Annotated in this window: 30 protein-coding genes; 12 read left to right on the top strand and 18 right to left on the bottom strand. The window is 31.1% G+C overall.

Features of this window, described 5'->3' with window-relative positions:
• The first annotated feature begins 77 nt into the window (after nucleotides 1-77).
• Nucleotides 78-1,013 (top strand): vitamin K epoxide reductase family protein, encoded by a 936-nt coding sequence (locus HA145_RS00590; protein WP_209127397.1) that lies wholly within the window; start codon nucleotides 78-80, stop codon nucleotides 1,011-1,013.
• On the opposite strand, the gene nadB is transcribed toward HA145_RS00590, so the two are convergent.
• Nucleotides 1,003-2,670 (bottom strand): L-aspartate oxidase, encoded by a 1,668-nt coding sequence (gene nadB / locus HA145_RS00585; RefSeq protein ID WP_209127396.1) that lies wholly within the window; start codon nucleotides 2,668-2,670, stop codon nucleotides 1,003-1,005. The two genes, HA145_RS00590 and nadB, sit on opposite strands and share 11 nt — an antisense overlap.
• Nucleotides 2,670-3,437: a DUF3120 domain-containing protein gene (locus tag HA145_RS00580; RefSeq protein WP_209127395.1), complete on the bottom strand. Its 768-nt coding sequence runs from the start codon at nucleotides 3,435-3,437 to the stop codon at nucleotides 2,670-2,672. Before HA145_RS00580 ends, nadB begins: the two co-directional genes overlap by 1 nt.
• 178 nt (nucleotides 3,438-3,615) lie before the next feature.
• Between HA145_RS00580 and HA145_RS00575 the strand changes: the two genes are divergently transcribed.
• The 5 genes from HA145_RS00575 (at nucleotide 3,616) to HA145_RS00555 (ending at nucleotide 8,607) form a co-directional block, all read left to right on the top strand.
• The gene (locus HA145_RS00575) at nucleotides 3,616-4,995 is read left to right on the top strand and encodes a TIGR03279 family radical SAM protein (RefSeq protein ID WP_209127394.1); all 1,380 of its coding nucleotides are present in this window, start codon (nucleotides 3,616-3,618) and stop codon (nucleotides 4,993-4,995) included.
• A 25-nt stretch (nucleotides 4,996-5,020) separates the two neighbouring features.
• Nucleotides 5,021-6,454, top strand: a complete 1,434-nt coding sequence (locus HA145_RS00570) for a TolC family protein (RefSeq protein WP_209127393.1) — start codon at nucleotides 5,021-5,023, stop codon at nucleotides 6,452-6,454.
• Nucleotides 6,451-7,251: an inositol monophosphatase family protein gene (locus HA145_RS00565; RefSeq protein WP_209127392.1), complete on the top strand. Its 801-nt coding sequence runs from the start codon at nucleotides 6,451-6,453 to the stop codon at nucleotides 7,249-7,251. The genes HA145_RS00570 and HA145_RS00565 overlap by 4 nt, the downstream gene beginning before the upstream one ends.
• An 89-nt stretch (nucleotides 7,252-7,340) precedes the next feature.
• Entirely contained in the window at nucleotides 7,341-8,255 is a 915-nt protein-coding gene (locus HA145_RS00560) for a YihY/virulence factor BrkB family protein (RefSeq protein ID WP_209127391.1), read from the top strand.
• 10 nt (nucleotides 8,256-8,265) lie between these two features.
• Complete coding sequence (locus tag HA145_RS00555) at nucleotides 8,266-8,607, top strand: hypothetical protein (RefSeq protein ID WP_209127390.1); 342 nt, start codon at nucleotides 8,266-8,268, stop codon at nucleotides 8,605-8,607.
• A 3-nt stretch (nucleotides 8,608-8,610) separates the two neighbouring features.
• Here the strand turns inward: HA145_RS00555 and HA145_RS00550 are convergent, their stop codons facing one another.
• The 3 genes from HA145_RS00550 to HA145_RS00540 form a co-directional block, all read right to left on the bottom strand.
• A complete protein-coding gene (locus HA145_RS00550; RefSeq protein WP_209127389.1) occupies nucleotides 8,611-8,757 on the bottom strand; it encodes a high light inducible protein in 147 nt (48 codons plus the stop codon).
• A gap of 69 nt (nucleotides 8,758-8,826) precedes the next feature.
• Entirely contained in the window at nucleotides 8,827-9,210 is a 384-nt protein-coding gene (locus HA145_RS00545) for a hypothetical protein (protein ID WP_209127388.1), read from the bottom strand.
• 20 nt (nucleotides 9,211-9,230) lie between these two features.
• Complete coding sequence (locus tag HA145_RS00540; RefSeq protein WP_209127387.1) at nucleotides 9,231-9,494, bottom strand: DUF2973 domain-containing protein; 264 nt, start codon at nucleotides 9,492-9,494, stop codon at nucleotides 9,231-9,233.
• Between the two features lie 174 nt (nucleotides 9,495-9,668).
• Here HA145_RS00540 and HA145_RS00535 point away from each other — a divergent pair, with 174 nt between their 5' ends.
• The gene (locus HA145_RS00535) at nucleotides 9,669-10,790 is read left to right on the top strand and encodes a trypsin-like peptidase domain-containing protein (RefSeq protein WP_209127386.1); all 1,122 of its coding nucleotides are present in this window, start codon (nucleotides 9,669-9,671) and stop codon (nucleotides 10,788-10,790) included.
• Nucleotides 10,791-10,795: 5 nt separating this feature from the next.
• Here the strand turns inward: HA145_RS00535 and HA145_RS00530 are convergent, their stop codons facing one another.
• Nucleotides 10,796-10,939, bottom strand: a complete 144-nt coding sequence (locus HA145_RS00530; RefSeq protein ID WP_209127385.1) for a hypothetical protein — start codon at nucleotides 10,937-10,939, stop codon at nucleotides 10,796-10,798.
• 164 nt (nucleotides 10,940-11,103) lie between these two features.
• Complete coding sequence (gene abc-f / locus HA145_RS00525) at nucleotides 11,104-12,714, bottom strand: ribosomal protection-like ABC-F family protein (protein ID WP_209127384.1); 1,611 nt, start codon at nucleotides 12,712-12,714, stop codon at nucleotides 11,104-11,106.
• Nucleotides 12,715-12,785: 71 nt separating this feature from the next.
• Here abc-f and HA145_RS00520 point away from each other — a divergent pair, with 71 nt between their 5' ends.
• Nucleotides 12,786-12,962 (top strand): hypothetical protein, encoded by a 177-nt coding sequence (locus HA145_RS00520; RefSeq protein ID WP_209127383.1) that lies wholly within the window; start codon nucleotides 12,786-12,788, stop codon nucleotides 12,960-12,962.
• On the opposite strand, the gene HA145_RS00515 is transcribed toward HA145_RS00520, so the two are convergent.
• Together HA145_RS00515 and HA145_RS00510 are read right to left on the bottom strand one after the other, a co-directional pair.
• Nucleotides 12,940-13,170 (bottom strand): hypothetical protein, encoded by a 231-nt coding sequence (locus HA145_RS00515; protein ID WP_209127382.1) that lies wholly within the window; start codon nucleotides 13,168-13,170, stop codon nucleotides 12,940-12,942. The genes HA145_RS00520 and HA145_RS00515 overlap by 23 nt on opposite strands.
• 35 nt (nucleotides 13,171-13,205) lie before the next feature.
• Entirely contained in the window at nucleotides 13,206-13,544 is a 339-nt protein-coding gene (locus tag HA145_RS00510; protein ID WP_209127381.1) for a hypothetical protein, read from the bottom strand.
• A gap of 118 nt (nucleotides 13,545-13,662) precedes the next feature.
• Between HA145_RS00510 and HA145_RS00505 the strand changes: the two genes are divergently transcribed.
• Nucleotides 13,663-13,965, top strand: a complete 303-nt coding sequence (locus tag HA145_RS00505; protein WP_209127380.1) for a ribbon-helix-helix domain-containing protein — start codon at nucleotides 13,663-13,665, stop codon at nucleotides 13,963-13,965.
• A gap of 6 nt (nucleotides 13,966-13,971) precedes the next feature.
• On the opposite strand, the gene HA145_RS00500 is transcribed toward HA145_RS00505, so the two are convergent.
• The 4 genes from HA145_RS00500 to HA145_RS00485 all read right to left on the bottom strand — a co-directional run bounded on the left by HA145_RS00500 (nucleotide 13,972) and on the right by HA145_RS00485 (nucleotide 19,155).
• Nucleotides 13,972-14,676, bottom strand: a complete 705-nt coding sequence (locus HA145_RS00500; RefSeq protein ID WP_209127379.1) for a potassium channel family protein — start codon at nucleotides 14,674-14,676, stop codon at nucleotides 13,972-13,974.
• 18 nt (nucleotides 14,677-14,694) lie between these two features.
• On the bottom strand, nucleotides 14,695-16,098 hold the full coding sequence (locus HA145_RS00495; protein WP_209127378.1) for a TrkH family potassium uptake protein: 1,404 nt from the start codon (nucleotides 16,096-16,098) through the stop codon (nucleotides 14,695-14,697).
• Between the two features lie 5 nt (nucleotides 16,099-16,103).
• Nucleotides 16,104-17,912, bottom strand: coding sequence for an SLC13 family permease (locus tag HA145_RS00490; protein ID WP_209127377.1), 1,809 nt, complete (start codon nucleotides 17,910-17,912; stop codon nucleotides 16,104-16,106).
• 67 nt (nucleotides 17,913-17,979) lie between these two features.
• Entirely contained in the window at nucleotides 17,980-19,155 is a 1,176-nt protein-coding gene (locus tag HA145_RS00485; protein ID WP_209127376.1) for an NAD(P)/FAD-dependent oxidoreductase, read from the bottom strand.
• 95 nt (nucleotides 19,156-19,250) lie between these two features.
• Between HA145_RS00485 and HA145_RS00480 the strand changes: the two genes are divergently transcribed.
• Nucleotides 19,251-19,973, top strand: coding sequence for a phosphoadenylyl-sulfate reductase (locus tag HA145_RS00480; protein ID WP_209127375.1), 723 nt, complete (start codon nucleotides 19,251-19,253; stop codon nucleotides 19,971-19,973).
• A gap of 15 nt (nucleotides 19,974-19,988) precedes the next feature.
• Nucleotides 19,989-20,684, top strand: a complete 696-nt coding sequence (locus tag HA145_RS00475; RefSeq protein WP_209127374.1) for a type III pantothenate kinase — start codon at nucleotides 19,989-19,991, stop codon at nucleotides 20,682-20,684.
• Here HA145_RS00475 and bcp read toward each other — a convergent pair.
• Complete coding sequence (bcp, locus tag HA145_RS00470; protein WP_032516873.1) at nucleotides 20,676-21,143, bottom strand: thioredoxin-dependent thiol peroxidase; 468 nt, start codon at nucleotides 21,141-21,143, stop codon at nucleotides 20,676-20,678. The two genes, HA145_RS00475 and bcp, sit on opposite strands and share 9 nt — an antisense overlap.
• Between bcp and HA145_RS00465 the strand changes: the two genes are divergently transcribed.
• Nucleotides 21,143-21,799, top strand: a complete 657-nt coding sequence (locus HA145_RS00465) for a 4'-phosphopantetheinyl transferase family protein (protein ID WP_209127373.1) — start codon at nucleotides 21,143-21,145, stop codon at nucleotides 21,797-21,799. The genes bcp and HA145_RS00465 overlap by 1 nt on opposite strands.
• Here HA145_RS00465 and HA145_RS00460 read toward each other — a convergent pair.
• Genes HA145_RS00460 through HA145_RS00445 form a run of 4 tightly spaced genes read right to left on the bottom strand, consistent with a single transcriptional unit; the run spans nucleotide 21,796 to nucleotide 26,072 of the window.
• A complete protein-coding gene (locus HA145_RS00460) occupies nucleotides 21,796-23,085 on the bottom strand; it encodes an AAA family ATPase (RefSeq protein WP_209127372.1) in 1,290 nt (429 codons plus the stop codon). The genes HA145_RS00465 and HA145_RS00460 overlap by 4 nt on opposite strands.
• 33 nt (nucleotides 23,086-23,118) lie before the next feature.
• Entirely contained in the window at nucleotides 23,119-24,756 is a 1,638-nt protein-coding gene (locus HA145_RS00455) for an alpha-D-glucose phosphate-specific phosphoglucomutase (RefSeq protein WP_209127371.1), read from the bottom strand.
• A gap of 32 nt (nucleotides 24,757-24,788) precedes the next feature.
• Nucleotides 24,789-24,959 (bottom strand): hypothetical protein, encoded by a 171-nt coding sequence (locus HA145_RS00450; protein WP_011375642.1) that lies wholly within the window; start codon nucleotides 24,957-24,959, stop codon nucleotides 24,789-24,791.
• Nucleotides 24,960-24,971: 12 nt separating this feature from the next.
• Nucleotides 24,972-26,072: a DUF4912 domain-containing protein gene (locus tag HA145_RS00445; RefSeq protein ID WP_209127370.1), complete on the bottom strand. Its 1,101-nt coding sequence runs from the start codon at nucleotides 26,070-26,072 to the stop codon at nucleotides 24,972-24,974.
• Nucleotides 26,073-26,215: the final 143 nt, after the last annotated feature.

Here is a 26,215-nt window from a genome sequence, read left to right as displayed (position 1 = left end):
TATACAGCATTTCGTAGATAAATCTCATGCCAAGATAATATTAGGATAGATAATGTAAATAACAAACTTTCTTTTCTATGGCCCTTAAGACTTTAAACAGAAGAAATAAAAAAGATTTGAAATGGCCAAAAATCATAATCGCAATTCTTAGCACTATAGGAATAGTTGACACAGGTTCGATTACTTTAAAAAACTGGGGATTATTTACTTCGCTTTCATGCCCAGGGATACAAAATGGTTGTGAAACAGTTTTAAATAGTCCTTGGGGTACTTTATTTGAAAATAATCAAATCAATATACCTCTCTCATTAGCTGGATTTATAACGTATTTATCAATATTATTTATCACAATAATACTTTCGCTTAATTTAATTTCACCGAAAGAAAAACTAAATAAGTTTTTATGGTGGTTAGTATTTCTAATATCTTGTGCGTCATCAACATTTAGCTTTTTATTGATAAATATAATGTTTTTTAAGATTCAAGCATATTGCTTTTTTTGTATACTTTCAGCAATTTTATCGTTTTCTATCTTTATAATTTCTATGATTGGAGCAAAGTTCGAAAGTAGAGAACCAATGATTTTTAGAGGTTTCATTGTAGCCATTAGTGTCCTTCTTGGGGGCCTAATTTGGTCAACAAACGTTGACCCCTCTAATGCTATTGATGTTGCAAGCCCCACTGAAAATGTATCGCCAAAAATTACCACTTCAAGCTCTCCCCAAAAGGTAAAGTTTGCAAAATTTTTAAGTGAAAACAATATTGTTATGTATAGTGCATACTGGTGTCCACATTGCCATGATCAGAAACAATTATTTGGTAAAGAAGCAGTTAAAGAATTAAAAGTGATTGAATGTGCTAAAGATGGTAAAGATAATGAGTATGAGCTATGCCAAACGAAAGGAATCAGTGGATTTCCTTCCTGGGAAATAAATGGAGAAATTATTAGTGGTACGCGTGACTTAAATGAATTAGCAACAAAAACCGACTATAAGGGAGATCTTAATTTTTAATAAATCTTTTTTTAATTTTTTGATCTAACTGTTGTCTAGTATGGCATTCCCAATTTTTATCTTTATCAGGGAAATCATCTCTATAATGCCCTCCTCTACTTTCTTCTCTAAATAGACAAGCCTTTAATAAAGTTAAGGTGGTTATTTGTCTATTCTTTAAATCAAGTAAAAGATTTAATGCTCTTCTATTGCGTTCACTAAGTTTTATTTTTTGATCAAAATTTATTTTTTCAAGACTATTTAGTAAATCATTTTTATTTAATTTATCTATGTCATTTTGAATATAATTTAAAAATTTACTCATATTTACCTTATTTCTAGATACACCTAAATTTAACCAACATAGTTTTCTTAGTTCATCAATTTTTTCAGCAATTATAGAAATTTGATCTTCTTTAGGATCTTCAATATCAAACTCTTGAAATGATCGATCAAATTTTTCAAATTTAGAAAGGTCATTCAAAACAATTGAAGACATTTTTCTTGCGAAAACAAGACACTCCATCAGTGAATTACTTGCCAATCTATTAGCACCATGCACACCTGTAGAAGCAACTTCTCCAACGGCATATAGTCCTTTTCTTGTTGAACATGCATTTAGATCAGTTTTAACACCTCCCATCCAATAATGAGCTGCAGGTGCTACAGGAATAACCTCATTTAAAGGGTTAACTCCATAATCCTGACATCGACTTAAGATCGTGGGGAAGCGCTCTACAATTTTTTCTGGGTCAATATAACGAAGATCTAAGCCAACATGGTCTACATTATTATCATGCATATTTTTCATAATTGCTCTACTTACTTGATCTCTAGTAGCTAGATCACGATTTTCAAGATTTTTAACTGGACTTTCACCATTTTTATCAACTAAAATTGCTCCCTCCCCTCTAAGTGCCTCAGATATTAAAAAGCAAGGTGCACCATAAAACTTTAAAGCTGTTGGATGAAATTGCACGAACTCTAAATCTTCGATAGCAGCTCCTGCTTTCCATGCAAGAGCAATCCCTTCACCAGAGGATTGAGCAGGATTTGTTGTATTTGTAAATAAGTGCCCACCCCCACCTGTAGCCAAAACAACAGCTCTAGATTTAATCCAATATAAATTTGCTCCATCAAGAACCTGAACTCCTCTACATTCCTTATTTTCAATGAGAAGTTCAGTTACTCTTACGCCCCTGCAGTGAAGAATATTTTTTTGAGTCTCAATATGATCTTCTAGAACTTCAACTAATGCTCGTCCAGTACGATCCTTAACATGTAAGACTCTTCTTCGTGAATGTGCTGCTTCCAAGGTAGTAGCTAGTTGATCAGAACTTTGATCAAAAATCATCCCTAAATTCTGTAACCTATTGACACAACCTGGAGCTTCTTTAACTAGCATTTCTACAGCTTGAAAATCACATAGTCCATCTCCTGCTTTTAAAGTATCCTCAGCATGAAGATCAAATGAATCATCTTGTCTAACAACAGATGCAATTCCACCTTGAGCCCATCTACTGGAAGATACCTTACTAGTATTTCTATTTAAAAGAAGCACTTTTAAATTTGAGGGTAATTCAAGACAAGTCATAAGGCCAGCAGCTCCAGCACCTATAACAATTACATCCCAATTATTTATTGGTATCGGTTCTTGCGAAAATGGAGCCCTTAACATTAAACCAATCCACTAAAAGTTGGTTGCAGAATTGCTAAAACAATAAAAATACCATCAACAATTAATGTCGTTTGAATTACGTAACCAGAAACCAAGAGTGCTTTACCACTAGTAGTATTAATTGTGCCAGAATCTAAAATTTCTTTTGAAATAAACCAAAGTATAAGAGCAACAAAAACGATAATAGATAAAGATTTTATTTGAATAAGACTCTCTGAAGCTTTTTGAAGAATAATTGGTGCATTTTCAGAATCTGCTGTAATTACCTGCCTCCATTGATCCATGATTCCGATTAAAAATATCGTTATGTCGGTTACTGCCGTTCCAAATAAAGAAGAGATATAAAAACTTGAACCTATTTTCCAATTAGTACCTAATCCAATTAAAGCTAATGGTAGAACTACAGCTTCAACAGGTATGTGTAGGATAGGAAATGGGCTTAACCATCCCCAGAACAAACATCCACCAAGCCAACTACCTGATATACCAAGTAATAATGAACTGACAATAAACCACTTATTTGATCTTTTCTGATTCAAAACAATTGCCACTAAGACAATAACAAAAGTAAAACAAAGTGCACTTATTGGTTCTAATCTAACCCAAGGGGCTTGAACAAAAATAGGTAAAATTACAAAAAAAGAAGACCACAATCTTAAAGATATAGGATTTGATAAAAAACTATTTTCGTATGAATCGACTGTCTGATGGGATTCATAGTTGAATTTATCTTTTACTTCTAAATTTTTTGTAATTAATTCTTTCAATGAAAAAGGTTATTTTAATTAATCTAAATCGTGTTTAAGAAAACTGCGAATGCCATATTTTAATAAATAAAAGGCCCATATTTTCACACCTTTATTTAGTTTTTTAAAAGTATTTAATACACTTTAAGTCATATATAAGTTTAGAATAAATATAAAGACGAGTATTTGGGCTTAAATTGTGTGGCAAGAAATTAACTATAGAGAAGATCCCAATGATCATTTAGTTCCTAATGTTACTTATAAAATAAATCCTGCAGAGATTGAAAGTATTGAAGCTAATTCCATAGCTCAAGAAATAGGATTTGAATCAGGTGATTCAATTATTAGTATTAATGGCAAAAAACCAAGAGATTTAATTGATTATCAGATTCTCATTAGTGAAGAAATTCTAGACATATCAGTTTTAGATAAAAATCATGAAATTCACAATATAAGTATTGAAAAAGATCAAGATGTTAATTTAGGAATTAATTTTAAAGATGCATTATTTGATTCAATCAAGCAATGCAATAATAAATGTCCATTTTGTTTTATAGATCAACAGCCAAGTGGTAAAAGAAAAACCCTTTATATAAAAGATGATGATTATAGATTAAGTTTTCTTTATGGCTCTTATCTAACTCTTACGAATTTAAAAAAAGACGACTGGGAAAGAATTGCCATGCAAAAACTATCCCCACTTTTTATTTCAGTTCATGCTACTGATCCCAATACAAGAGAAAAATTATTAAAAAATAAAAAAGCAGGAGTGATCCTTGATCAACTTTCTTGGTTTGAAAAAAACTCTATTCAAATACATGCTCAAATTGTTGTTTGTCCAGATATAAATGATGGGGATATTCTTGAGAAATCAATTTTAGAACTTGCTAATTTCTACAAAAAAACTTCTCAGACAGTACTTTCAGTTGCAATAGTTCCCGTGGGGCTTACAAAATTTAGACCTGAGAATGATGGATTGAAATCAATAAGTCCAGAATGCGCAATAAAAACGATTAAACAAGTAGAGAGAATTCAAGCCTCTCTACAAATTACTCTTGGAACTCGTTTTTGTTGGCTAGCAGACGAATGGTATTTAATAGCTGGTATAAATTTACCTAGTTATAAAACCTACGAAAATATGCCACAAGAATCTAATGGAGTAGGATCAATTAGAAACTTTTTAAAAATATTAAATGAGAAGTCTAACAACCTCCCAAAAAAAATAAAACAGCCAAAAGAAGTCAGTTGGATTGTTGGTAAATTAGTTCATGAAGCCCTAATTCCTACAGTTAAGAAATTAAATTTAATTGATGGTTTAAAAATCAACTTATATGGTTTACCAAGTGTGTATTGGGGACAAGATCAAGTTGTCACAGGTCTTCTTACTGGAGAAGATCTAATTTACGGTCTGAAAAATAAGAATTTAGGAGAAGCTGTTTACATACCATCTATTATGTTAAAACTTAATACTGATTTATTTTTAGATGATAAAAATATTAAAGAAGTTGAGGATCAATTAAATACAAAAATTCACGTTCTTGATGATTCAAATGATATTATTAATACTTTGATTGATTAATCTAATAGCCTCGATACTATAAAACATGCTTAGAAGAGTAATAAATCCATTCTTATTCTTGCCTCTTACTCTAAGTATCAACTCTTTTAATGTACTATCGAGCGAAACAAAAAATTCTATTGATAATGTTTTAGAAGAAAAATCAAACATTACTTTTGTTGATTATCAAGAAATAGAGAAAATTGTCTTAAATAATCAAGAATTAAAATCATTAAAAAACTTATTAACCTCTGCAGGCTTTAACCTTTCCAGTCAAGTTGCTCAAAGATACCCAACCTTAGATTTTCAAGCAAATGGTTTACCAAAATATGTTGCAGGAAAAAATTACAGCAGCAATTCACAGACACTAAAAACATCGCAATTTTCGGCTAATCCATCTCTAAATATTAGATGGGATTTAATAGACCCACTTAGAGGATCGGAAATTAAAATTGCCAAAGAAAATTACAAAATAGCAAAAAATAATTACGAGATTAAGAAAAAAGATTTAATTCAAGAAGCAAGAATGAGGTATCACAAATACCAAAAGTCATATCAAGATATCAAAAATAAAAAATTTACACTTGATTTATCAATTACAAGTTTAGATAATGCTAAAACAAAATTAGAATCTGGAATTGGTACAAAATTTGAAGTTCTTGAAGCAGAAGCGCAATTATCTAGAGATCAACAAGCTGTAAACGAAAAGAAAATAGAACATGAAATTAATACAATTTCCCTCAAAGAAATACTTAATATTAAGGAGGATTTTGAAATTCATCAAGAGCAAAAACTTGTAGGGTTTTGGAATCATAGATTGAATAAAAATATTAATGAAGGTTTGGATAAAAATCTTTCCTTAAAAAACCTTATTCTTCAAAAATCAATCAAAAAGAGCCAAGCAAATAGTTTTGTAGCTCAAAATAAGCCAAATATCTATATTAGTAATTCATTATCTAGTACATTTTCAAAGGGTGACTCTTTAACAACTAATATCGATTCAAAAAAATCTGGATCTAATTATACAAATACTATAAGTCTAAATTTTGCATGGAGGATTTTTGATGGCGGACAGAATAAAAACTCTTACAATTCAAAAATAGCAGATGCAGAAGCTGAAAAATATGCTTATGAGAATCTAAAAAATGTTTTAACCACAAGTATTACTAAAGCCTACTTGAATCTTAAATTAAATGAAGAGAAAATAATTTCTTCTCTTAAAGAAATTAAATCTAGCAAAGAGTCTGTAAGGCTTTCCAGACTGAGATATAATGTTGGAATATCAACTCTCAAAGATGTTCTTATTAGGCAAAGTGAATTAAGTAATGCGACATCAAAAAATATTAATGCAATATATAACTATAATTTGAATCTAGATGAATTAAAAAGATTAACTTTTCTTGATATAAGCGAGAGTTGTTTGGGCTTCAATAATACTAAACTTAAAAATACAGAGTCTATTTGCAATATACAAAGATGAATCCACCAAATTTAACTGATAAGCAACTAAGTGAATTAGATTCTTTATTTGAATTAGTTAGTCAACGTCAAAAAAAAGATTTTGGAAATATTAGCGCCAGCAATAAAGCAGATGGATCACTATTAACAAGTTGTGATTTATGGAGTGACAAAACAATCGTAGATGGCTTAGCTTCAATAGCGCCAGGTGAGGGAGTCCTTAGTGAAGAAGGGCAAAAGTTTATTCCAAACTCAAAAGCTTATTGGGTTGTAGATCCACTTGATGGGACAACAAATTTTGCTGCAGGGATTCCTTACTGGTCTATATCAGTGGCAAGGTTTGTTGATGGGAAACCACAATCTTCTTTTTTAATAATTCCCACATTGAAAAAAAAATTTGTATCTATTAAAGGTAAAGGGGTTTGGTTAAATAACCAGAAAATAGATCCCAGCCAAAATAATCGTCAAAGTGAATGCATATCTTTGTGCAGTCGATCTATAAAAATTCTACAAAAAAAGCCAAACTCAGTATTTCCTGGCAAAATTAGACTCTTAGGTGTATCGAGTTTAAATCTAACGAGCGTAGCGATGGGACAAACTTTCGGAGCGATAGAATCAACTCCCAAGATATGGGATATAGCAGCAGCATGGCTATTATTAGAAGAACTCAATTGTTCTATAGAGTGGTTAGAAACGAATCCTTTAAAGCTAGTTAAAGGACAAAACTTAAGCGATGTTAATTTTCCATTAATTGCTTGTAGAACGATAGAAAAATTTGAAATCTTAAAGCCTTGGGGTAATTTACTAGTGAAAAAATAGTTGCATTATTAATAAATAATTGCTTGAAAAATTTCTTTATTAGATACAATAAAAAAAATATATAAGATAAATATTTGAAGAAAATAAATATGCAGCGCAGCTCAACATGGGTACTGAAAAGTTTATGGGGAGCTTGTGAAAGATGGAGCAAATCTGATTGTATTGATTTAAGTGCTGCATTTGCTTACTACACATTACAATCATTTTTTCCTATTCTTCTAATTTCTCTTTCAATAGCATCATGGTTTCTTGGCAAACAAGATGGATTAGATCAACAAATTATCTCTATTGCCGCTCAGCTTTTACCTCCTTCAGTAGTTGAATTAGTAGAAACAACATTATTTAATTTGATTGATCAAGGTTTTGGAGCAGGTATTCTAGGGGCTATGTTTTTACTATTTACAGCAGGCAATGCATATCTATCCCTTCAAAGGGGCTCAGATAGACTATGGGAAGACGAAATTCCTTCTAAAAAAGTAAATGCTGCTTGGAGAGAACAAGCTTCGAGATTTCTCCGAAATAGAATTGAAGCTTTCTTAATAGTATTCTTTATAGGTTTTTTAATGGTATTAGATCAGATTAGTGCAAATCTTAGGATGATTCCAACTAATGTTTTGGAAAATATTGCAAAATCTAATAATTTAATTTCTAATTTATTTCTAAAGTTACCACTATTACAGGTTGGTCAATTTGCAATACCACTTATTGGATTTACTCTAATGGCTCTTTTATTACAGGCCCTCTTACCAAGTAGAAAAGTTCCTTTAAGACCTCTCATGCCGGGATCTCTCCTTATTGGAATTGGCTTAACTACATTGAACCTAGCAGTAAGTAAAAGTATTCTTTCACTTGGGGTAAGATTTCAGGCCTATGGTTTTATTGGAGGTTTTCTTGTACTTACTTTGTGGGTATGGCTACTAGGAGTGATTTTATATTTTGGACAATGTTGGAGCGTTGTTATTGCTAGTATGTCCTTAGTAAACAAAAAAATAAGTAAGAGATAAAAAAACTACCATGAATTATTTGCTTCAAATTAATAAAAATTTTCTTACCTATTCATTAATCACTTTTATAGTTATTTCTATTTTTGGAGTTAACTTTTTTATAAGTTTTTTGGGAAACATCGTACTCATTATCTTCCTAATTCCTGTATTATTATTACTTTTAGTGTTTATAGGTTTTAACTCTTTCAAGTCAAAAATAATTACATGTAGTAATTGCGGTGCAATATCTTTAAATAAGAGTAAAACCTGCATGGCTTGTGGTGCAAATTTACATGATATTAGTGATATGGATCAATTAGATAAAAAACCGAGCGAAAGTATCATTGATGTGAATGCAGAAGAAATAAAATAAAATCTAACCTATTCCAATTTGTCTAAGGATACTCTGTCCAGTGATTAACTCAGTACCAAGACCAATTAAAATACCCATCATCGCCATTCGACCATTCCAAGTTTCTGCAAAATTTACAAAGCCAAATCTTGGTTGATTTACATCATTCATAATAAACTTGTTTATCTATTTGGCTATTTTAACGTTTAGAGGAAGACTTTATGATAATTAATATATTAATTATTTAATATGTCTAATACCATCAACAGGTCGATACTCATCTCCAGTTAATTCCTCATATACAATAGCTGGCAATCCTGTATCAAACATTGTTTGTAATGCTTCCTTTAGCATGGGATTCCATCCTCCAGTACTTACTTTCCCATGTCTTACAGTCCAATCCCAAGTTCCTTTAAGATCTCTAGGTAATCTACCTTCTCTATCTCTTCGAGCTACTAAGTCTAGAGATTCAACTAAACCAACAATAATTGGATTTTTACCATAAGAAGGAGTAAGACTTAGTTCAAGCCTAACAGGATCTTCTTTAACCATTTTTAATCTAAACCTTGGAGGCAGCTTGAGAGATCTTATGACTGCTGAGACAATTTTTGTTCTTAATTCCAATTTTTTTACCTTAAATTTTACTAATCAGTAGTTGAACCCTTTTCTTCTAGGGTAGTGTCGTTATCATTCGAAAATCTAACTGTCAATAATTCTTCTTCTGTTATATTTCCTGATTTATCTAAAAGTTCTGGGTGGATTGTATATTTTTTCTGTTGAAAATTAGAATTATTGAAATGTTTTTTTTCTTTACTAGGTATATTCCAACCATTAGACATTACTTTAAAAGCTTTCCATACCAAATAGGTTAAAGCTGCAGAATATATTATAGGAAAAAGGATAGTCATCAAATTTATAGATTAGTTTATTATATGATTAATATCATAGCCCGAAAAAAAGTAAATTTGCTAATTTAAGTAAAAAAAATTTTATTCTTAGCTGAATTTATTTTTTAATAGTTATATTTAATCTGAGCATATTATTTTTAAGTAAATTTATTCGAAAACATAAGAAAATCAAAATTGGAAAGCTACAATCAAAAGCATCTATTACTCTTTTCAGCAATTGCACTGGGTTTTATATGCCCTTCAAATGTAATATCCCAACCATTCATTAAACCAAAATTTAATGAAGTTAATCTTTATTCAAACAAATCTTTCATAACTAAAGCTGTCGAAAGAACAGGACCTTCTGTGGTAACTATTGAAACTCAAAGATATGTAAAAAAAAGAAGAATTCCAAGAAATTCTCAACTATTTCTAGACCCATATTTTGAAAGATTTTTTGGATTGGATTTACCTAACGATAATCAGCCAAGGATAGAGCAAAATCAAGGAAGTGGATTTATATTCGCAGACGGACTTGTAATGACTAATTCTCATGTTGTAAATGGATCAGATAAGGTAATTGTAGGTTTAACTAACGGCAAAAAACTAAAAGCAAAACTTATAGGGCAAGACTTTTTTACTGATTTAGCTGTGCTTCAGATTTCAGGAGAAGGACCTTGGCCAAAAGCAAAATTGGGCGATTCAGCAAAGATTAAAGTTGGGGATTGGGCAATCGCAGTTGGAAATCCATTCGGACTTGAAAACACTGTTACGCTGGGTATTATTAGTAATCTAAATAGAAACGTTACTCAACTAGGTATATATGATAAAAAACTTGAGCTGATTCAAACAGACGCTGCTATTAATCCTGGAAATTCTGGAGGTCCACTATTGAATAGTAATGGAGAAGTAATTGGTATTAATACCTTGATTAGATCTGGTCCAGGAGCAGGTTTAAGTTTCGCAATTCCGATTAATAAAGCCAAGGAAATTTCCTTTCAACTAATAAATAATGGAAAAGTAATACATCCTATGATTGGAATCAGCCTAATAGATGAAAGTAATTTTGAAAAAAATAAGAATTCCGTAAAAGTTGGGTATGTAGTGCCGAATAGTCCCGCTGAAAAGAGTGGAATTATGGTAAACGACATAATCCTAAAAGTTGGTAATAAAGATATTGAAACAGCTTCAGATGTTATAAGCCAAATAAGTAAAAATGGTATTAATAAACAAATAAATGTATTTTTGAAGCGCAAAAATAAACTTATAAGTTTAAAAGTAATTCCAACTGATATAACTAATCTAGATAAACAGTAAGATTTTCAAACGTTATTCTTCTTAAGTATTTCGACACATCTAGAAATACAATTCCCATCTCTAATATCACAAGTTGAAATACATTCAAAATAACTTTCAATAGGATCAGAAAGTTGAAACGTTTTTTTTTGAAAATCATTATTTTTCATATCAATTATCCAAAATAATTTTTGTATTTTCAGATTAAGCAACGAAGATAAACTATGTAAAGATAAATGAGTGATCTTGCCTACCTATATGTAAACTTTATTAAAAGTAATAAAAATTTTTTCAAGAAATAACTATTTATTAATAACTAATCTTTTTATACTTTTTATTTTTTCTCTAAAAAATATTCGTAATTCCCATCATATGAATATAACTTTGAATCTTTAATTTCAACAATTCTATTTGCAACTTTTGAAATAAAATATCTATCATGAGAAATGATTAATAGGGAGCCTTTATAATTATTAATTGCTAATTCTAAGTTTTCTTTAGATTGCAGATCCAAGTGATTAGTTGGCTCATCCAATAACAAAAAATTACTTGGATTCATAATCATCAAAGCCAATGCTAATCTTGCTTTTTCTCCTCCGCTAAGTTGTTTAACATATTTAAAAACAGTTTCATTTTGAAAACCAAAACCTCCTAAAAATGTTCTTACTTTTTTTTGTGACCATTCTGGTGATTTACTAAATATTAAATCAATAACCCTTTTATCGGGTAAAAGCGCTTCAGCCTGGTTCTGTTCATAATAACTTGTAATTATGTTATGTTTACCAAGATTAATTTCTCCAATTTCAGGAGATATTTTTTTCATAATAATTTTTAGCAATGTAGATTTACCACAGCCATTAGGTCCTAATATTGCAATTTTCTCACCTGAAGAAATCTTTAAATTCGCATCTAAAAAAATAATCTTATCATCGTAACTATGAGATAAATTTTTGATATTTAGGACAGATTTTCCTGAGCGAGGACATTCTGGGAAATTGAAGACAGGACTTTTTGATTTTGCTCTCGGAGCCTGAATTTTAGAAATCTTTTTTAGTTGTTTTTCTCTACTTTTGGCTTGAGAACTTCTAGTTGCACTAGCTCTAAATCTATCAATATACTTCTTCTGGATTTCAATTTCTTTTTGTTGTAATTGATATGCTTTATTTTGTGAGTCTTCCTTTAAGGCTTTCTGTTCCACAAAAAAAGAATAGTTTCCATTATATATTTCAGATATTCCACTTTCTATAAAAATTATTTTTTTACATAATTTGTCTAAAAAATATCTGTCATGACTAATTATAATGATTGAAATCTTAAGCGACGATAGATACTCTTCCAGCCAGAAAATAGTATCTAAATCTAAATGATTAGTTGGTTCATCAAGTAAGAGTAAATCAGGTTTTTGCAAAATTATTTTTCCAAGTGCTACTTTCATTTGCCAACCACCTGAAAAATTTCCAACCAGTTTATTAGCATCTTCAAGAGAAAAGCCTAGTTTTGGTAATATTTTTTCTACATCAGATTGCATTTGATAGCCACCTAAAGCTTCAAATTTTGCTTGATAATTTGCAAGTTGATTTACTAATCCCTCAAGTTCTTTGGAATGTTTTATTATGTCCAATGATTTCATTTTATTCTCAATTTCTAGGAGTTTAAAGGCAACAATTTGTATATCTTTGAAAGAACTTTCTAATTCCTCTCTCACTGAACAATTCAAGTCACAATCAAACTCTTGTTTTAAATGAGCAATTTTAGGATTTCCCTCCTTGATTATCGTTCCACTTGTTTGATCTTCCTCTCCAATTAAAATCTTAAATTGGGTTGATTTTCCTGCACCATTTGAACCAACTAAACCAACTTTTTCTCCTTTCTTAATCTCCCAGTTAATATCTTTTAAAACAACATCTGTAGAATAAATTTTGCTTACACCATCAAATCTAATCACTGTTTTAAAATAGAATTTACAAAATCTAAGGCTTATTTACTAAAAAATATTTTGTGGAATAAAATTGGTTTATGAAAAGAATAGAACAAATCGTAGTAATTTTCATAGCTGCAGCTCTTGCGATTCCAAGTTATTGGTTTTTTTGGACTTTAGCTGGTGGAGGTGGCTACAACAAAAGGATAAAACCTATGACGAATCAGAACAATAATTATTCTAAACCTTCTCCTAAAGACCTCCCCGAGCCTTAACTAACCACATTTTAGTTGCCTCATCATCAATGGTACTCAAATATTCAATAACCTCTTCTTTAGTCACAGCAATATTTAAATCTCTTCCAATATCGCATATTTTATCTAGAGCTTTTTTGGGATTAGTCAGAGCTACCATAAACAAACTTTGTTTCTTTTTTGAGTCGTTTGCTATTAACTTGTAGAGCTTTTCAGCATTACTGGACATGTTTAGTAAAATCTATTTATTAATAGATTATTACTTCAAGCTACATTTTGTTCATTATATTTATTAATAGATAAATCAATGTCACTATCTTTTATTTCTTTTGCTGATGCATCTGCCATACTTCTGGCGTCTAGACATAAAACCTTTCTTAATTTAGCAAAGTTAGCTGCATGAGATTTTCTACCATCTTTTTGAGCATAATATTCAGACTGTTGAAGAATGTGATGAAGATGAGTTAACAAATATGGACTAATAACTGCTGACACCAAAACATCACTATTTTCATTCTCGTAAGAATCAGAATTTACTAATCTTTTTTTCTTTTTATCAATTATCGACCTTTTAGATGAATCAATTTTTCTTGAATTTTTCATGGGACAATAAAAACAATTAATTGATACGGATATATATTTCCTTATTAATAATATACACAAAGATAGTATCCTTGACTAACTGTGTATACTAATAAGTAACAGTTATACACTTTGACTCATGGCTACCCGTCAAAATTCAACAAATGGGAAGCCTAAATCCCCCAGAATCCAAGTAGTCCTTCCAGAATTAATATGTGAGCAACTTACGATCTTAGCTGGTAATGAATCTAGGACAGTTAGTAACATGGCAAAAGTGTTAATACAAGAAGGTATAAAAAAATACTTCGAGAATAATGGTAAAGCACTTATTTCAGAAAAGAATTTCGATACAAATAAATTCAGAGGCGAACTTGAAAAACAAAGCGTCAAAAGATTAAAACAACCTCCACAAAGGATTAGATACTACAAAAAAACTAATTAAATATAATTAACTCTGGGGCAATTTCTGTAAATCTGCAGTTTTTCCCATAACCACCAAAATATTTCCTCTTTCCAAAATATATTTTGCAGGAGGATTAACTGTTAACTTTTCGGCAGGTCCTGCTGCAAGAACATTTACTAAATAATTTTTCCTCAAATTTAAATCTCTCAAAGATCTTCCAATAAATTCCTCTGGAACAGTTATTTCATCTATGCCAGTTTGATTATCTAATTCTAATCTTTCAATTAGATTTGGTCTAACCAGCTCTAAACCTAATCTTTCTCCTTGCATTCTCGAAGGAAAGACAACTTTATCTGCGCCTACCCTTTTTAACATTTTTTCGTGCAGGTCACTCGTAGCTCTCGCTATTACTCTTTTAACTTTGCTACCTTCGCTATCTTTAGCAATAAGTGTAGTTGTTATACTTGCTTCAATTGGTTCACTTATCCCAACTACGACAGTATTCATTTCAAGTATTCCAGATTCCTTCATAGACTCTTCGTCAGTACAATCTACAACCCTAGCTTCTATCGAAGGTTCTAGTTGTCTCAAATCATCAATAGCTTTTTCTGAATAATCTGCAGCTAAAACATCTGCGCCATTACTTATAAGCTCTCTACAAACAGCGGTTCCAAATCTTCCAACGCCAACAACTGCAAAAGTGAGGGCTTCTTTTTCTCTCTTTTGAGACCACTGCCACCAATCAGCCATAATAAAATTCAGTCAATCTTAGACATAAAGATCAGCTCTAGGATAGCCAATCCTTTTTTGTCTATCTATTCTACTCTTATAAAGAGCCTGCCAAAGTGCACTTAATAGTAAAAGGATACCAAGTCTGCCCACAAACATTCCCACAATGAGTATGAATTGGCCAAAATGATTTAATTTTGTAGTTAAACCAATATCAAATCCAACTGTTGCAAATGCAGATATGCAAGTAAACAGAATTTCTAGGAATGTGAAAGATTCTTTTTTAACAAACGTATTAGTTGTGCTTAACAGCATTGCCATTAAAAGAACGAACAACAAAGATCCTACAGTTATTCCAACTGCCTTTAGAATAACTTTATCTGAAATTAATCTATTGCTAATAATCACATCTTTCTGACCTCTCAAAGTTGATCTAGTTGCAGCCATTAAAGCAATAAATGTAGTTGTTTTTATTCCTCCCCCAGTACCCCCAGTACTTGCACCAATAAACATAAGTGTCATCAATAACAAAAGACCAGTATCTGAGATGGAATCCAATGATATAGGGTAATTTGTAAAGCCTGCAGTTCTCGCACTCACTGTTTCAAATATTGATGATAATAACCTTTCAAATAAATTCAAATCATCGAAAAATTGACTATTTAGCAATGATTCAGTAATAAAGAATCCTAATGCTCCGAATAGGATAAGAGATAAACTTGTCCTAATAACTAATCTAGAATGAAGACTCAATTTTTTATATGAAAGATTTTTTTTATTACTCCAAATATCATCAATAACCCTCCATCCCAGTCCACCCATGACAATGAGAAAAACAAACACACTATTAACCAAAAAATTTGTTCTATAGTCTTGGAGACTATCTGACCATAAAGAAAAACCAGCATTGTTATATGCAGAAATGCTGTGAAAAATTGAGGACCAAAGTCTTTCCCAATTATTTTGTATATCTACAAATCCAAAAGAATATAAAATAATTGCTCCAAAAGATATGATACAAGTTGCAGTAATAGCAATGCTTTGAAAAGTTCGACCAATTCCCCCAACTCCAAATTCATCAAGAGTCTTTCCTTTGTCTAATCTAGTTTTGAGCTTTGTTCCTTTGACTACGAATCCTTGTAAAAATGTCGTAATAGCCATTAATCCTAGACCACCTGATAAAAGCATAAAAGCCAAAAAAACTTGGCCTAAGAAATTTAAATCAACACCAATGTCTATTATGGTGAGGCCAGTTACTGTTATAGCAGAAGTAGATGTAAAAAATGCTTCCCACAAACCAACCTTTGAAGATGAGCATAAAGGAGAACTCAAAATTAAAGTTCCAAAGAAAATAATAAACAAACCTGTAATAATAGTAAATTGAGGAACAGATAGTTTTCTGTAAGCATCTTTTAACTTGTAAACTTGACTTCTGAATTTCACTTTATTTATCTGAAATTTAAAATTATCAATGCTGGCACTATAAGGGACATTATAAGTGTTAATCCAGCTCCGTATTTTGCGATATCAAAAAATCTATATCTTCCAGGACCATAAACCATTAAATTTGTTTGATATCCCATTGGAGTCAAGAAAGATTGACTTGCTCCAAATAAAACAAGCATTATTAAAGCACTGGGAGAAATGCCTAAAACACTTGAAAATTCAATAGCAACGGGCAAAATCAAAGCAACCGAAGCAGCATTACTGATGAATTGAGTAAGGATAACGGTCGATACAAAAATTACGACAAGTGAAAAATACAAAGGCAACCCATCAAGAGCAAAATTAAGATTGAATGCAATTAAATCTGCTAATCCTGTTACCTGCATAGCAACACTAAAACAGGATAAGGATCCCAGCAATAAAATAACATCTAACCTAATAGATTTTTGTATCTCTGCAGGTCTTAAACATCCAAAAGCAACCATTGCAATAACTGCTAAAAGAACTGAACCTACTAGTGGAATATTAGTAACAGAAGGTAAAACAACCATCCCTATTGCAATTGCAATCGATATTGGTTTTTTTATCAAGACGGGTAAATCATCTTCGAATTGATCTAAAACAAGCAAATCATTACTTGCTTGCAAACCTCTTATTGAATCTAACGGCGCTTGCAATAATAAAACATCTCCAGCCCGTAAAACAGCTTGGCCTAATCTCTCCTGAACAGTTTGTTGACCTCTTCTTAGTGCTAAAACTGTTGCATTATGACGCTGCCTAAATCTTAATTCTCTCAAACTTGCCCCAGCCAGAGTTGAGCCAGCTGGTAAAAGAGCTTCAAAAGTTTTAGTACCTTCGTCATCTGAGAAAATATTAACTCCGTCAAAAGATGTTTTATTTTCTCCCAACAAAATGGTATGTTCCTGCTGCAGCCTAAATAAGTCAGCCCTTGTAACGCGAATTATCAATCTATCACTAGGTTCAATCTTTATATCAGCCAATGGTGGAAGAATAACTTTTCCATTTCGTTGCAATTCGAGAACATCAACATCAAAACGTCTTTGCAATCTACTATTTCTGACAGATTGTCCAACTAATTCTGAAGTAGAGGGAATAGTAACTTCAGTAAAGTAGATATTCATATCCCCATTTTTAATAAACTCCTTATCTCTCCCTCTATCTGGCAAAAGTACGTCAGAAACTAGGATCATATAGGTTGTACCTATAAGCCACACAGGAATTCCAATTGAAGTCAGACTAAATAATTCCAAAGCGCCATAGCCTAATTGTTGACTAATATCGCTTACAAGAAGATTTACTGAGCTACCTAATAATGTCAGAGTTCCACCTAGCAAAGTCGCAAAAGAAAGAGGTAATAAAACTTTTGATGGCGATATATTTCTCCGCTCGCACCAACCTTCAATTAAAGGTAACAAAGATGCTACTACTGGAGTATTGGGGACAATTCCAGATATTGGAGCAATCAAAAAAGCGATTAAAGAAATTAATTTCCTTGGCGTTCTAATACTTTCAGAAGAAATCAATTCTCTTACTCTATCTAAAGCACCACTTTTGAATAATGCAGAGGAAACTGCAAATAAACCCATAAGGGTTATTAAGGAAGGGCTACCAAATCCAGCTAAAGCTTTTTCAGGAGAAAGAACCCCTGTAGCTATAAATATTCCAACACATAACAAACCAGTCAATTCTGGCGCAATTGTATTTTTGATAAACAAAATTATTGACATTATTAAAACAACTACCGTTATTAACGCATCAAAATTATTACTAACTACTGAAATTAGATTCATATGAAACTTATTTAACTCAATATACCCAAAAACAATATTTCAAAAAAGTTTAATTAGAATTATCTTTTTAAAAAAACTTTTTAAAAATAGATTTTTTTTGGAATATCCATGAAGATGCAGATTTTAAACTTTCAGTAATATCAGGCAACTTAGAAGCATATATAAGTCTTCGTGCTTCAAAAGCTAATTTTCCAAATAAAGTAACCCCAAGCCCAGAAATTGAAGCTTCGCCTATTCCTAAGCTAATCATTTCACCATTATCTTGAAATTCAAAGGGTAACGGATCTTTGCCTTGAATTAAAAGTTCTAAATTATTAGCAAGATGATTTCCTTCCTGCATAGCGACCTGAGCAGTTATGGGTAAATCCTCCTTGCCTTCAATAACTGAAATATCACCAATAGCAAAACAGTTCTTATGGTTTTCTATTTGCAAATTATTGTTAACTAAAATTCGTCCAAATTTTTTTGTTATTTGATCAGTTTCTAAGTAAGACAAATTAGGTTTAACACCTGCAGTCCAAATAACAATATCTTTATCCAATGAAGTTATTCCAAACTCACTAGAAATACTAATCTTAGTTTCAGAGACTTCTTTAACTGTGGAATTCAAAAGAACGTTTATTTTTCTTTTTTCTAATGCCTTTTCTGCTTGTTCTCTATTAAAAATTTTGTTTTTATTGAGGATTTCGTTTGATTTTTCTATAACATTAATTTCAAATTGGTCTTTAAATATATCTTTAATTTTGCATGCCAACTCGATGCCGGAGGGACCACCTCCAACTATGAATAACTTTTGATGAAACGCAGTATCTTTTGATTTTTTTAAAAAAGAATTTAATTTATTTAGATCATGAATATCATTAAAAAAATAACAATTTTCATCTACACCTTTTATAAAAAAACTATTTGGAATAGACCCTGTACAGATAACAAGATACTGATAACTTAATTTTAAACCGTCACTAAATTCAAGAATATTTTCTTTGAAGGAAATCTTGGTTAAACAATTTCTTAAAAAAGTTATACCCGCATCAGAAAAGATATTTGCAAATTTTGGGGTAGCTTCCCAACTTCTTATTTCTTTACTTAAAACTTCGTACATTAAAGGTTTAAATATAAATTTAGTTTCATAATCAACCACAAGAATTGGTAAAGAAGGATTAAGTTTCTTTAAATTCAAAGCAAATGTCATACCTGCAAAACCTGCTCCAACTATTACTATTGGTTTTTGTATTGATTTCATTAGAGAAATATTGTTATGCGTAAATGTATTATTAAACTATACGAATAATTTTTAAATTGAGCGAAATAAAATCAAACTCATAACCAACCTGAAGAATGATTGAAAAAATTCACAAAGATATTCAAACTAACTTGAAGAAATATAATCAAGAGCTAATAGATATGAAGCCTCTAGAAATACTTACATGGGGTTATGAAAAGTTTGATAATCAATTTGCTATTACAACAAGTTTTGGTATACAGTCATCAGTCATTTTAGATATGGTTAGTAAATTATATCTACAAAAAAAAATCAAAATATTTTGGATAGATACAGGTTACCTTCCTCCAGAAACATATCATTACGCAGAAAAGCTTATTGATAATTTATCCTTAGAAGTTGAAGTTCTGCAAAGTGAATTATCTCCAGCAAGAATGGAGGCCACATACGGAAAACTTTGGGAAACAAATAAAGAGAGTGATTTAGATAAGTATCATGAATTAAGAAAGATAAAACCTTTAGAAAATGGTCTAGAAAAATATGATATTTTCTGCTGGGCAAGCGGTGTTAGATCAAGTCAAACAGAAAATAGAAACAAAATGAAATTCATAGATGTAATTCGTCAAAGACTGTCTTTAAGACCTTTATTAAATTGGACCAATAAAGATATTTTTTATTATATGGAAGAGAATAATTTACCTGCCCATCCACTTTTTATCAAAGGTTATTCTTCTGTAGGAGATTGGCATTCAAGCAGTCCCGATGGTATTAAAATAAAGGGCAGAGATACAAGATTTGGGGGGATAAAACAAGAATGTGGAATACACACAAATAATTAAATTGATCATAGAACAATGATCTCAGATATAAATTTTTTATTAGTAGGCAATAGTAGGCTTCATTGGGCAAAATATTCTAAAAATCAATCTAAATTCTTCCATACCAAAAAAGAGCACAAAGTTCCCGAAAATATAGATCTTGATCAATTAATTTGGGCTTCTGTAGGAAAACTACCAAATTTTTTGCTGAAAAAAGAAAATGAAATAAAAACTAAAGATATTCAGTTGTCAAATCTGCCTGATTATTTTGGAGTTGATAGAGCTCTTGCCTGTATTGCAGCTTTAAAAATTATTGAAAACCCTTTCAAAAAAGATTTACTAATTGCAGATTTTGGAACAATATTATCAATAACAAAATTGAATTCAAATGGATCTATTATTGGAGGTCAACTTCTTCCAGGTTTTCTAACACAATTAAAATCAATGGAACAAAATACAAAAAATCTTAAAGTTCCCAAAAAATATGATATTCCGATCAAAGATTTTTTAATTAATACAGAAGAAGCAATTTTAAAAGGAGTAATCAACTCTCTGACTGGCGTGATTAATAGTTTATTTAATCCCGAAAAGGATATTTTAATATTCTGTGGAGGAGACTCTCAATTACTCACAAAATCTCTAAAGACTCAAAAAGAAAATATTATCAATGCTCCTAATTTAGTTATGGAGGGGATGATAATTCATAACCTGTCCATAAAAAAATTAGCTTAACCCAAGGTCTGCAATTATATGATCAGCCATTATTGCTGCTTTTACCTTTAAATAAATTTTTTCAATGTTACCTTCAGTATCAATTAAAAAAGTATTTCTCATCATTCCCATATATTCTTTTCCCATGAATTTCTTCAATCCATAGCTATCGTAATCAGAAGAAACTTTGAAAGGTTCAGGATCAGTTAAAAGAATAAAAGGTAAATTAAATTTTTCTATAAACTTCTGATGAGAAGATGCATTATCTTTACTAATACCAAGCACAACAATATTATTTTTTTGGAGCAAATCCCAATTCTCTTTAAAATTACATGCTTCTTTAGTACATCCTGGAGTATTATCTTTTGGATAAAAATATAGTATTATTCTTTTACCTTTAAAATCACTAAGAGAAACTTCTTTCTCAAAAGAATCTTTTAATTTAAATTCTGGTGCTTTGTCGCCAACCTTAAGAGCCATTGAAATTATTAAATGAGTATGAATATAAAATACCAAAAATTTGGTTTTATGAGATTAAAGGTGTGCAAGATGTCGCAACTGTAGAAGAAATTAAAACTGCAAAAAACCTAACAAATTCAAGATCAAAGATTTTCTTAGAAACAAGAGCTTATTTGCGACAATCACTTTCAACACTTTTTGATTTAGACCCCCTAGAAATTCCAATTAATGCTCATCCTGGAGAACCTCCAAGTTTACCCTCTGGCATGGGAAATATCAGTTTAAGTCATTGTAAAGATGCCATTACTATAGTCTGGCATAAAAGCAAAATAGGGATTGATATTGAGAGAACAGATAGAGATTTTAACCATATAAAATTTGCAGAAAAATATTTTTTTCATACTAATAAATCAAACCATAATAATTATTTAACAAAAAATATGATATTAAATCAATGGTGTGCTGTTGAAGCGGCTATAAAATGGGATCATGGAAAATTAGCTAAAGACATTAACCATTGGCAATTTTTTGAAAAGCCAAAAGAGTTAATTCATAAGAAGAAAAACATACATTTAAATTATTCACAGATTAACTTCCATAATTGGACTATCGCTTTGGCCTACGAAGAAGAAACTTCTTTTAATCCTGAGATTATTTGTTGTTCAAAAAATTTTTAATTTTCTTTTCTTCTAAGCAGTTCTTCATAATGAGTTTTTTCCCATCCATTATTATTTGGTTCCCATATTTTTAAACCTCTTAAAGATTTAGGAAGATATTCTTGTAAGACCCAATTACCCGGATAATTATGAGGATTTACATAACTATTAGAATTATTTTTTAAATGAAGTGGAACATCAAGAGCATTGGTAGATTTGATTGTTTCAATTGCTTTAAAAATACTTTTCGTGCTATTACTTTTTGGAGAAATAGCTAAATATAAAGAAGCCTGAGTTAAAAAATATAATCCTTCTGGAAAACCAACTCTATCAAAAGCATCACAACAGGATTGTACAACTACTATGGCATTAGGATCAGCTATTCCAATATCTTCACTGGCAGATATAAGTAGTCTTCTAAAAATAAAATTAGGATCTTCACCAGCCTCCAGCATATTCGCAAGCCAGAATAATGTTGCATCTGGATCAGAACCTCTTATGGACTTGATAAAGGCACTTATTACATCGTAGTGATTTTGACCATTTTTATCGTAAACAATATTTTTCTTTTGTATTGCATCCTCTGCTATTGAGAGATTAATGTTGATTTCTTTAGCATCATTTTCAGCAGTTGTTTCTATGGCCATCTCTAACGCATTGATTAATGTCCTTGCATCTCCGCCAGAAAATTTAATTAAATGACTTATAGCATCTTGAGTTAAATAAACCTTTTTTGAATCTTTTTGTTTTGAATAGTGAGTAATGACTTTTTGTATTATTTTCTGCAAATCATTTTCTGCCAAAGGAAGTAATGTGAAAATACGAGACCTGCTAACAAGCGCTTTATTAACAGCAAAGTAAGGGTTTTCAGTTGTAGCACCAATAAAAGTTATAGTTCCATTTTCTATTGAAGGTAATAAAGCATCTTGCTGAACTGATGTAAATCTATGAACCTCATCGATAAATAAAATTGTTTTTCTTTTTGAATTTATTAATCTATCTTTTGCATTAGCGATTTCATTTCTTAATTCTTTAACACTTGATAACACTGCATTTAACTTAATTAATTTTGAGCGCGTATTAAAAGAAATAATTTCAATTAGAGTGGTTTTTCCAACACCTGGAGGGCCAGAAAAAATAAAATTACTAATCTTATCGTTTAATATTGCACTTCTTAAAAGCGAATTCTCATTGAGAATTGGTTGTTGACCAAAAAAATCTTCCAAATTCTTTGGTCTTAATTTATCTGCCAAAGGTGCATTGTTTTCTATTTGAGAATAATTAGTAAATAAATTTTCTGAATGCATATAAATAAAATCAAAAAATCATTACTTTCAATTCTATGTAATTACTGTAGGAGTTTCCATTTGAGTAAGTTTTGAAATATTCAATAAAGCATCTAAGTCATCTATTAGAGGTTTCAAAGCGATCTGAGGATTTAACGAAAGATTCTGTTGAGGATCGAAAAATTTCTCAAAGTAAAGTCTTAATGTTGCACCCTTAGTTCCAGTTCCAGAAAGGCGCACAATTACTCGAGAATTATCATCAAGGACTAATCTTAAACCTTGATTTTCACTTATGGAATTATCAACGGGATCTAAATATGAAAAGTTATCTGCAACTTTAACTAAATGGCCAGCAAAACTATTTCCTTTTAAATTTTCGAGCATAGAAGTTAGATTACCAAAGATTTGATTAGCAATATTTGAAGGAATTGCCTCATAATCATGTCTTGAATAATAATTCCTGCCAAATTGTTTCCAATGATTCTGCATCAAATCACTTACCGAACATTTTTTCTCAGCTAAAACTTGTAACCAATACAAAACTGCCCATAGTCCATCTTTCTCTCTCACATGATTACTACCTGTTCCGAAACTTTCTTCTCCGCATAAAGTAATTAAATTAGAATCTAAAAGATTTCCAAAAAATTTCCAGCCAGTAGGTGTCTCGAAACAAGGTATATTTAATGCTCGAGCGACATTATCAACCGCTGAGCTGGTTGGCATGGATCGTGCGACACCTGTAATACCATCTTTATAACCAGGGACACATTTTGTGTTAGCAGTGATAACTGCAAGGCTATCACTAGGATTTACAAAACATCCACTTCCTAAAACCATATTCCTATCTCCATCTCCATCGCATGCAGCACCAAAACTATAAGATTTTTTATTTAATAACAAATCAGCCAAGTGGGATGCGTAAGTAAGATTTGGATCAGGATGTAAACCTCCAAAATCTTTTAACGGGTTACCATTCATGACACAATCAGGTGTGAGACCCATTTTTTCAACAAAAATATTTTTTGCATATGGACCTGTAACCGCATTCATTGCATCAAAGATTAACGAGAAGTCTTTATTTAAAAAATCACTAATTTGATCAAAGTCAAAAATTTTCTCCATCAAATTAGAATAATCTGTTAACCCATCAATAATTTCTAAGGTAGTTTCGTCGTAATGATAAGTTCCATATTCACTAAAATCAGGTAATTGAATTTTACAAATTTTATAACTAGTTAGTAATTGTGAAGCCTTAAAAATCTTATTAGTAATTATCTCAGGAGCTGGGCCACCATTAGAGATATTCAATTTCACTCCAAAGTCGCCATCAATCCCACCAGGATTATGGCTTGCAGAAAGAATAATTCCACCAATAGCGTTTTCTTTTCTAATTAAATGAGATGTCGCAGGAGTAGATAATAAACCGTATTTTGGAACAATAACCTTTTGAACTTTATGAGCGATGCATATTTGGACAATTTTTTCTATTGCTTCAATATTGCCATATCTGCCATCACCACCAACTACTAACGTTGAACCTTTTAAATCTTCTAATGATTGTAAGATTGCTTCAATAAAAATTTCTAGATAATGTTCTTCCTGAAACTTTAAAGTACTTTTTCTTAATCCAGAGGTACCAGGTTTTTGGTCTAGAAAAGGAGAATTGATATTAATTTCACTAACTTGATTCATATTTTTAAGAAACTTCCAAAAATCTAACTAAATTAATGAGGCATTTCGGAAGTTCTTAACATAGCGATAAACCATAATGAAGAAATTAATAATGCACTAAGAATTCCATAGTTAACACCAAATTTAGAAATTGTAATTGGAACTATTAATGGAAACGTTAATGCACCAAACAATGGAGTAAAAGCTACAATTTTTTTCAGCATTAATTTAATTTATTAAAACCATTCAGTTTCAGCATTATCTTTTTCATTAGTATCGTCAAGTGGTGTAGTTCTGTCAAATTTCATTGATATACTTTTTTCTTGCTCACCAGATACACTAACAGCTTTAATATCATATTTTTGAGTCCCGTCTCTAAATGGAACTTGAATTCTAAAAGTACCATCTGCAGCAAGAGGTACATCTTCTCCACCGATTGTCAGTTTTGCAGAAGGCTCTGTAGCTCCATAAACAATTAATTCAGCATCAGCAACTAGCCAAAAAGATCTATTTTTAACAATTCCGCTTCCAGAATCATTTAAACCTGATGACCATTTACCAGCACCTGAGTCTGTAAGATTATCGTTAAGATTTGTTGAGTTTAAGTTTTCCATAAATTCTTCAGAACCAACTTTTCTTCTGAGAGGAATGTTAGTTGCTGCTTGGTATAACCTTTCATGCATACCATTTAATTCTGAAACAACAGGATTAGAAATATCTGGGATTGACTCAGAAGTAGAATCTAAATTAAAAGGTACAAATTTATCAAGAATTTGCTCAGAAGGATGAGACCCAGGAACATGGCTTATCGAAGAAAATGCCAATGACATCCAGTTAAAACCATATTTGTAACCTAATTCAACTTTATAATCTCTATCTGCAAGTGGGATCGGCAAGTACCACTCAGTACTGTAACTATCAACTGCTATCTCTCTAAGTGTTCCTTGATTCAAGTTGCTTCCTTCAGAACCAGATGCATCAAATAATCTTAAACATAATTTATTGGCTCCCAAAGATTGTGCTTTTTCTCTATCTGCATCAGAAATTTGCCAAAAAACATAAGCCCAATCTGGATCTCGGGGTAGGAAAACTACATTTGTTTTAACTTCTTCACTACTCTTAAAAGCACTGGACTCAGAAGTTTCTTCAGATTGTGACTGAGGAGCTACAGTGTATGTTTTTTTTGTAGATTTTTCTTGATATTTAAGTATTAAATCAACTAAAACGGCTTTTGTTTTGCGACTGTACAGAGGTACCGATAATTTACTTGCTTCTTGACGTAATTGTCTGAGTGTTAGTGAGAGTAATTGATCTTTATTCATGATCCCATCAGCCACTTTAAATTCTCCGTTTTTGTTTGGGATCAGTATGTTCTTTTTTTTTAGGAATTGTGTGTCTTTTTGGCCTGTCGTCAGGATCCTCTGACTACTAAAGAATTTTCAAAATTGATATTTCTCTTCAAAACAGTTGGTATCAAAGC

Origin of the sequence: Prochlorococcus marinus XMU1411, from assembly GCF_017696075.1 — a bacterium.
Taxonomy (GTDB): domain Bacteria; phylum Cyanobacteriota; class Cyanobacteriia; order PCC-6307; family Cyanobiaceae; genus Prochlorococcus_A; species Prochlorococcus_A marinus_V.
This window is presented reverse-complemented; position numbering and strand designations above follow the sequence as displayed.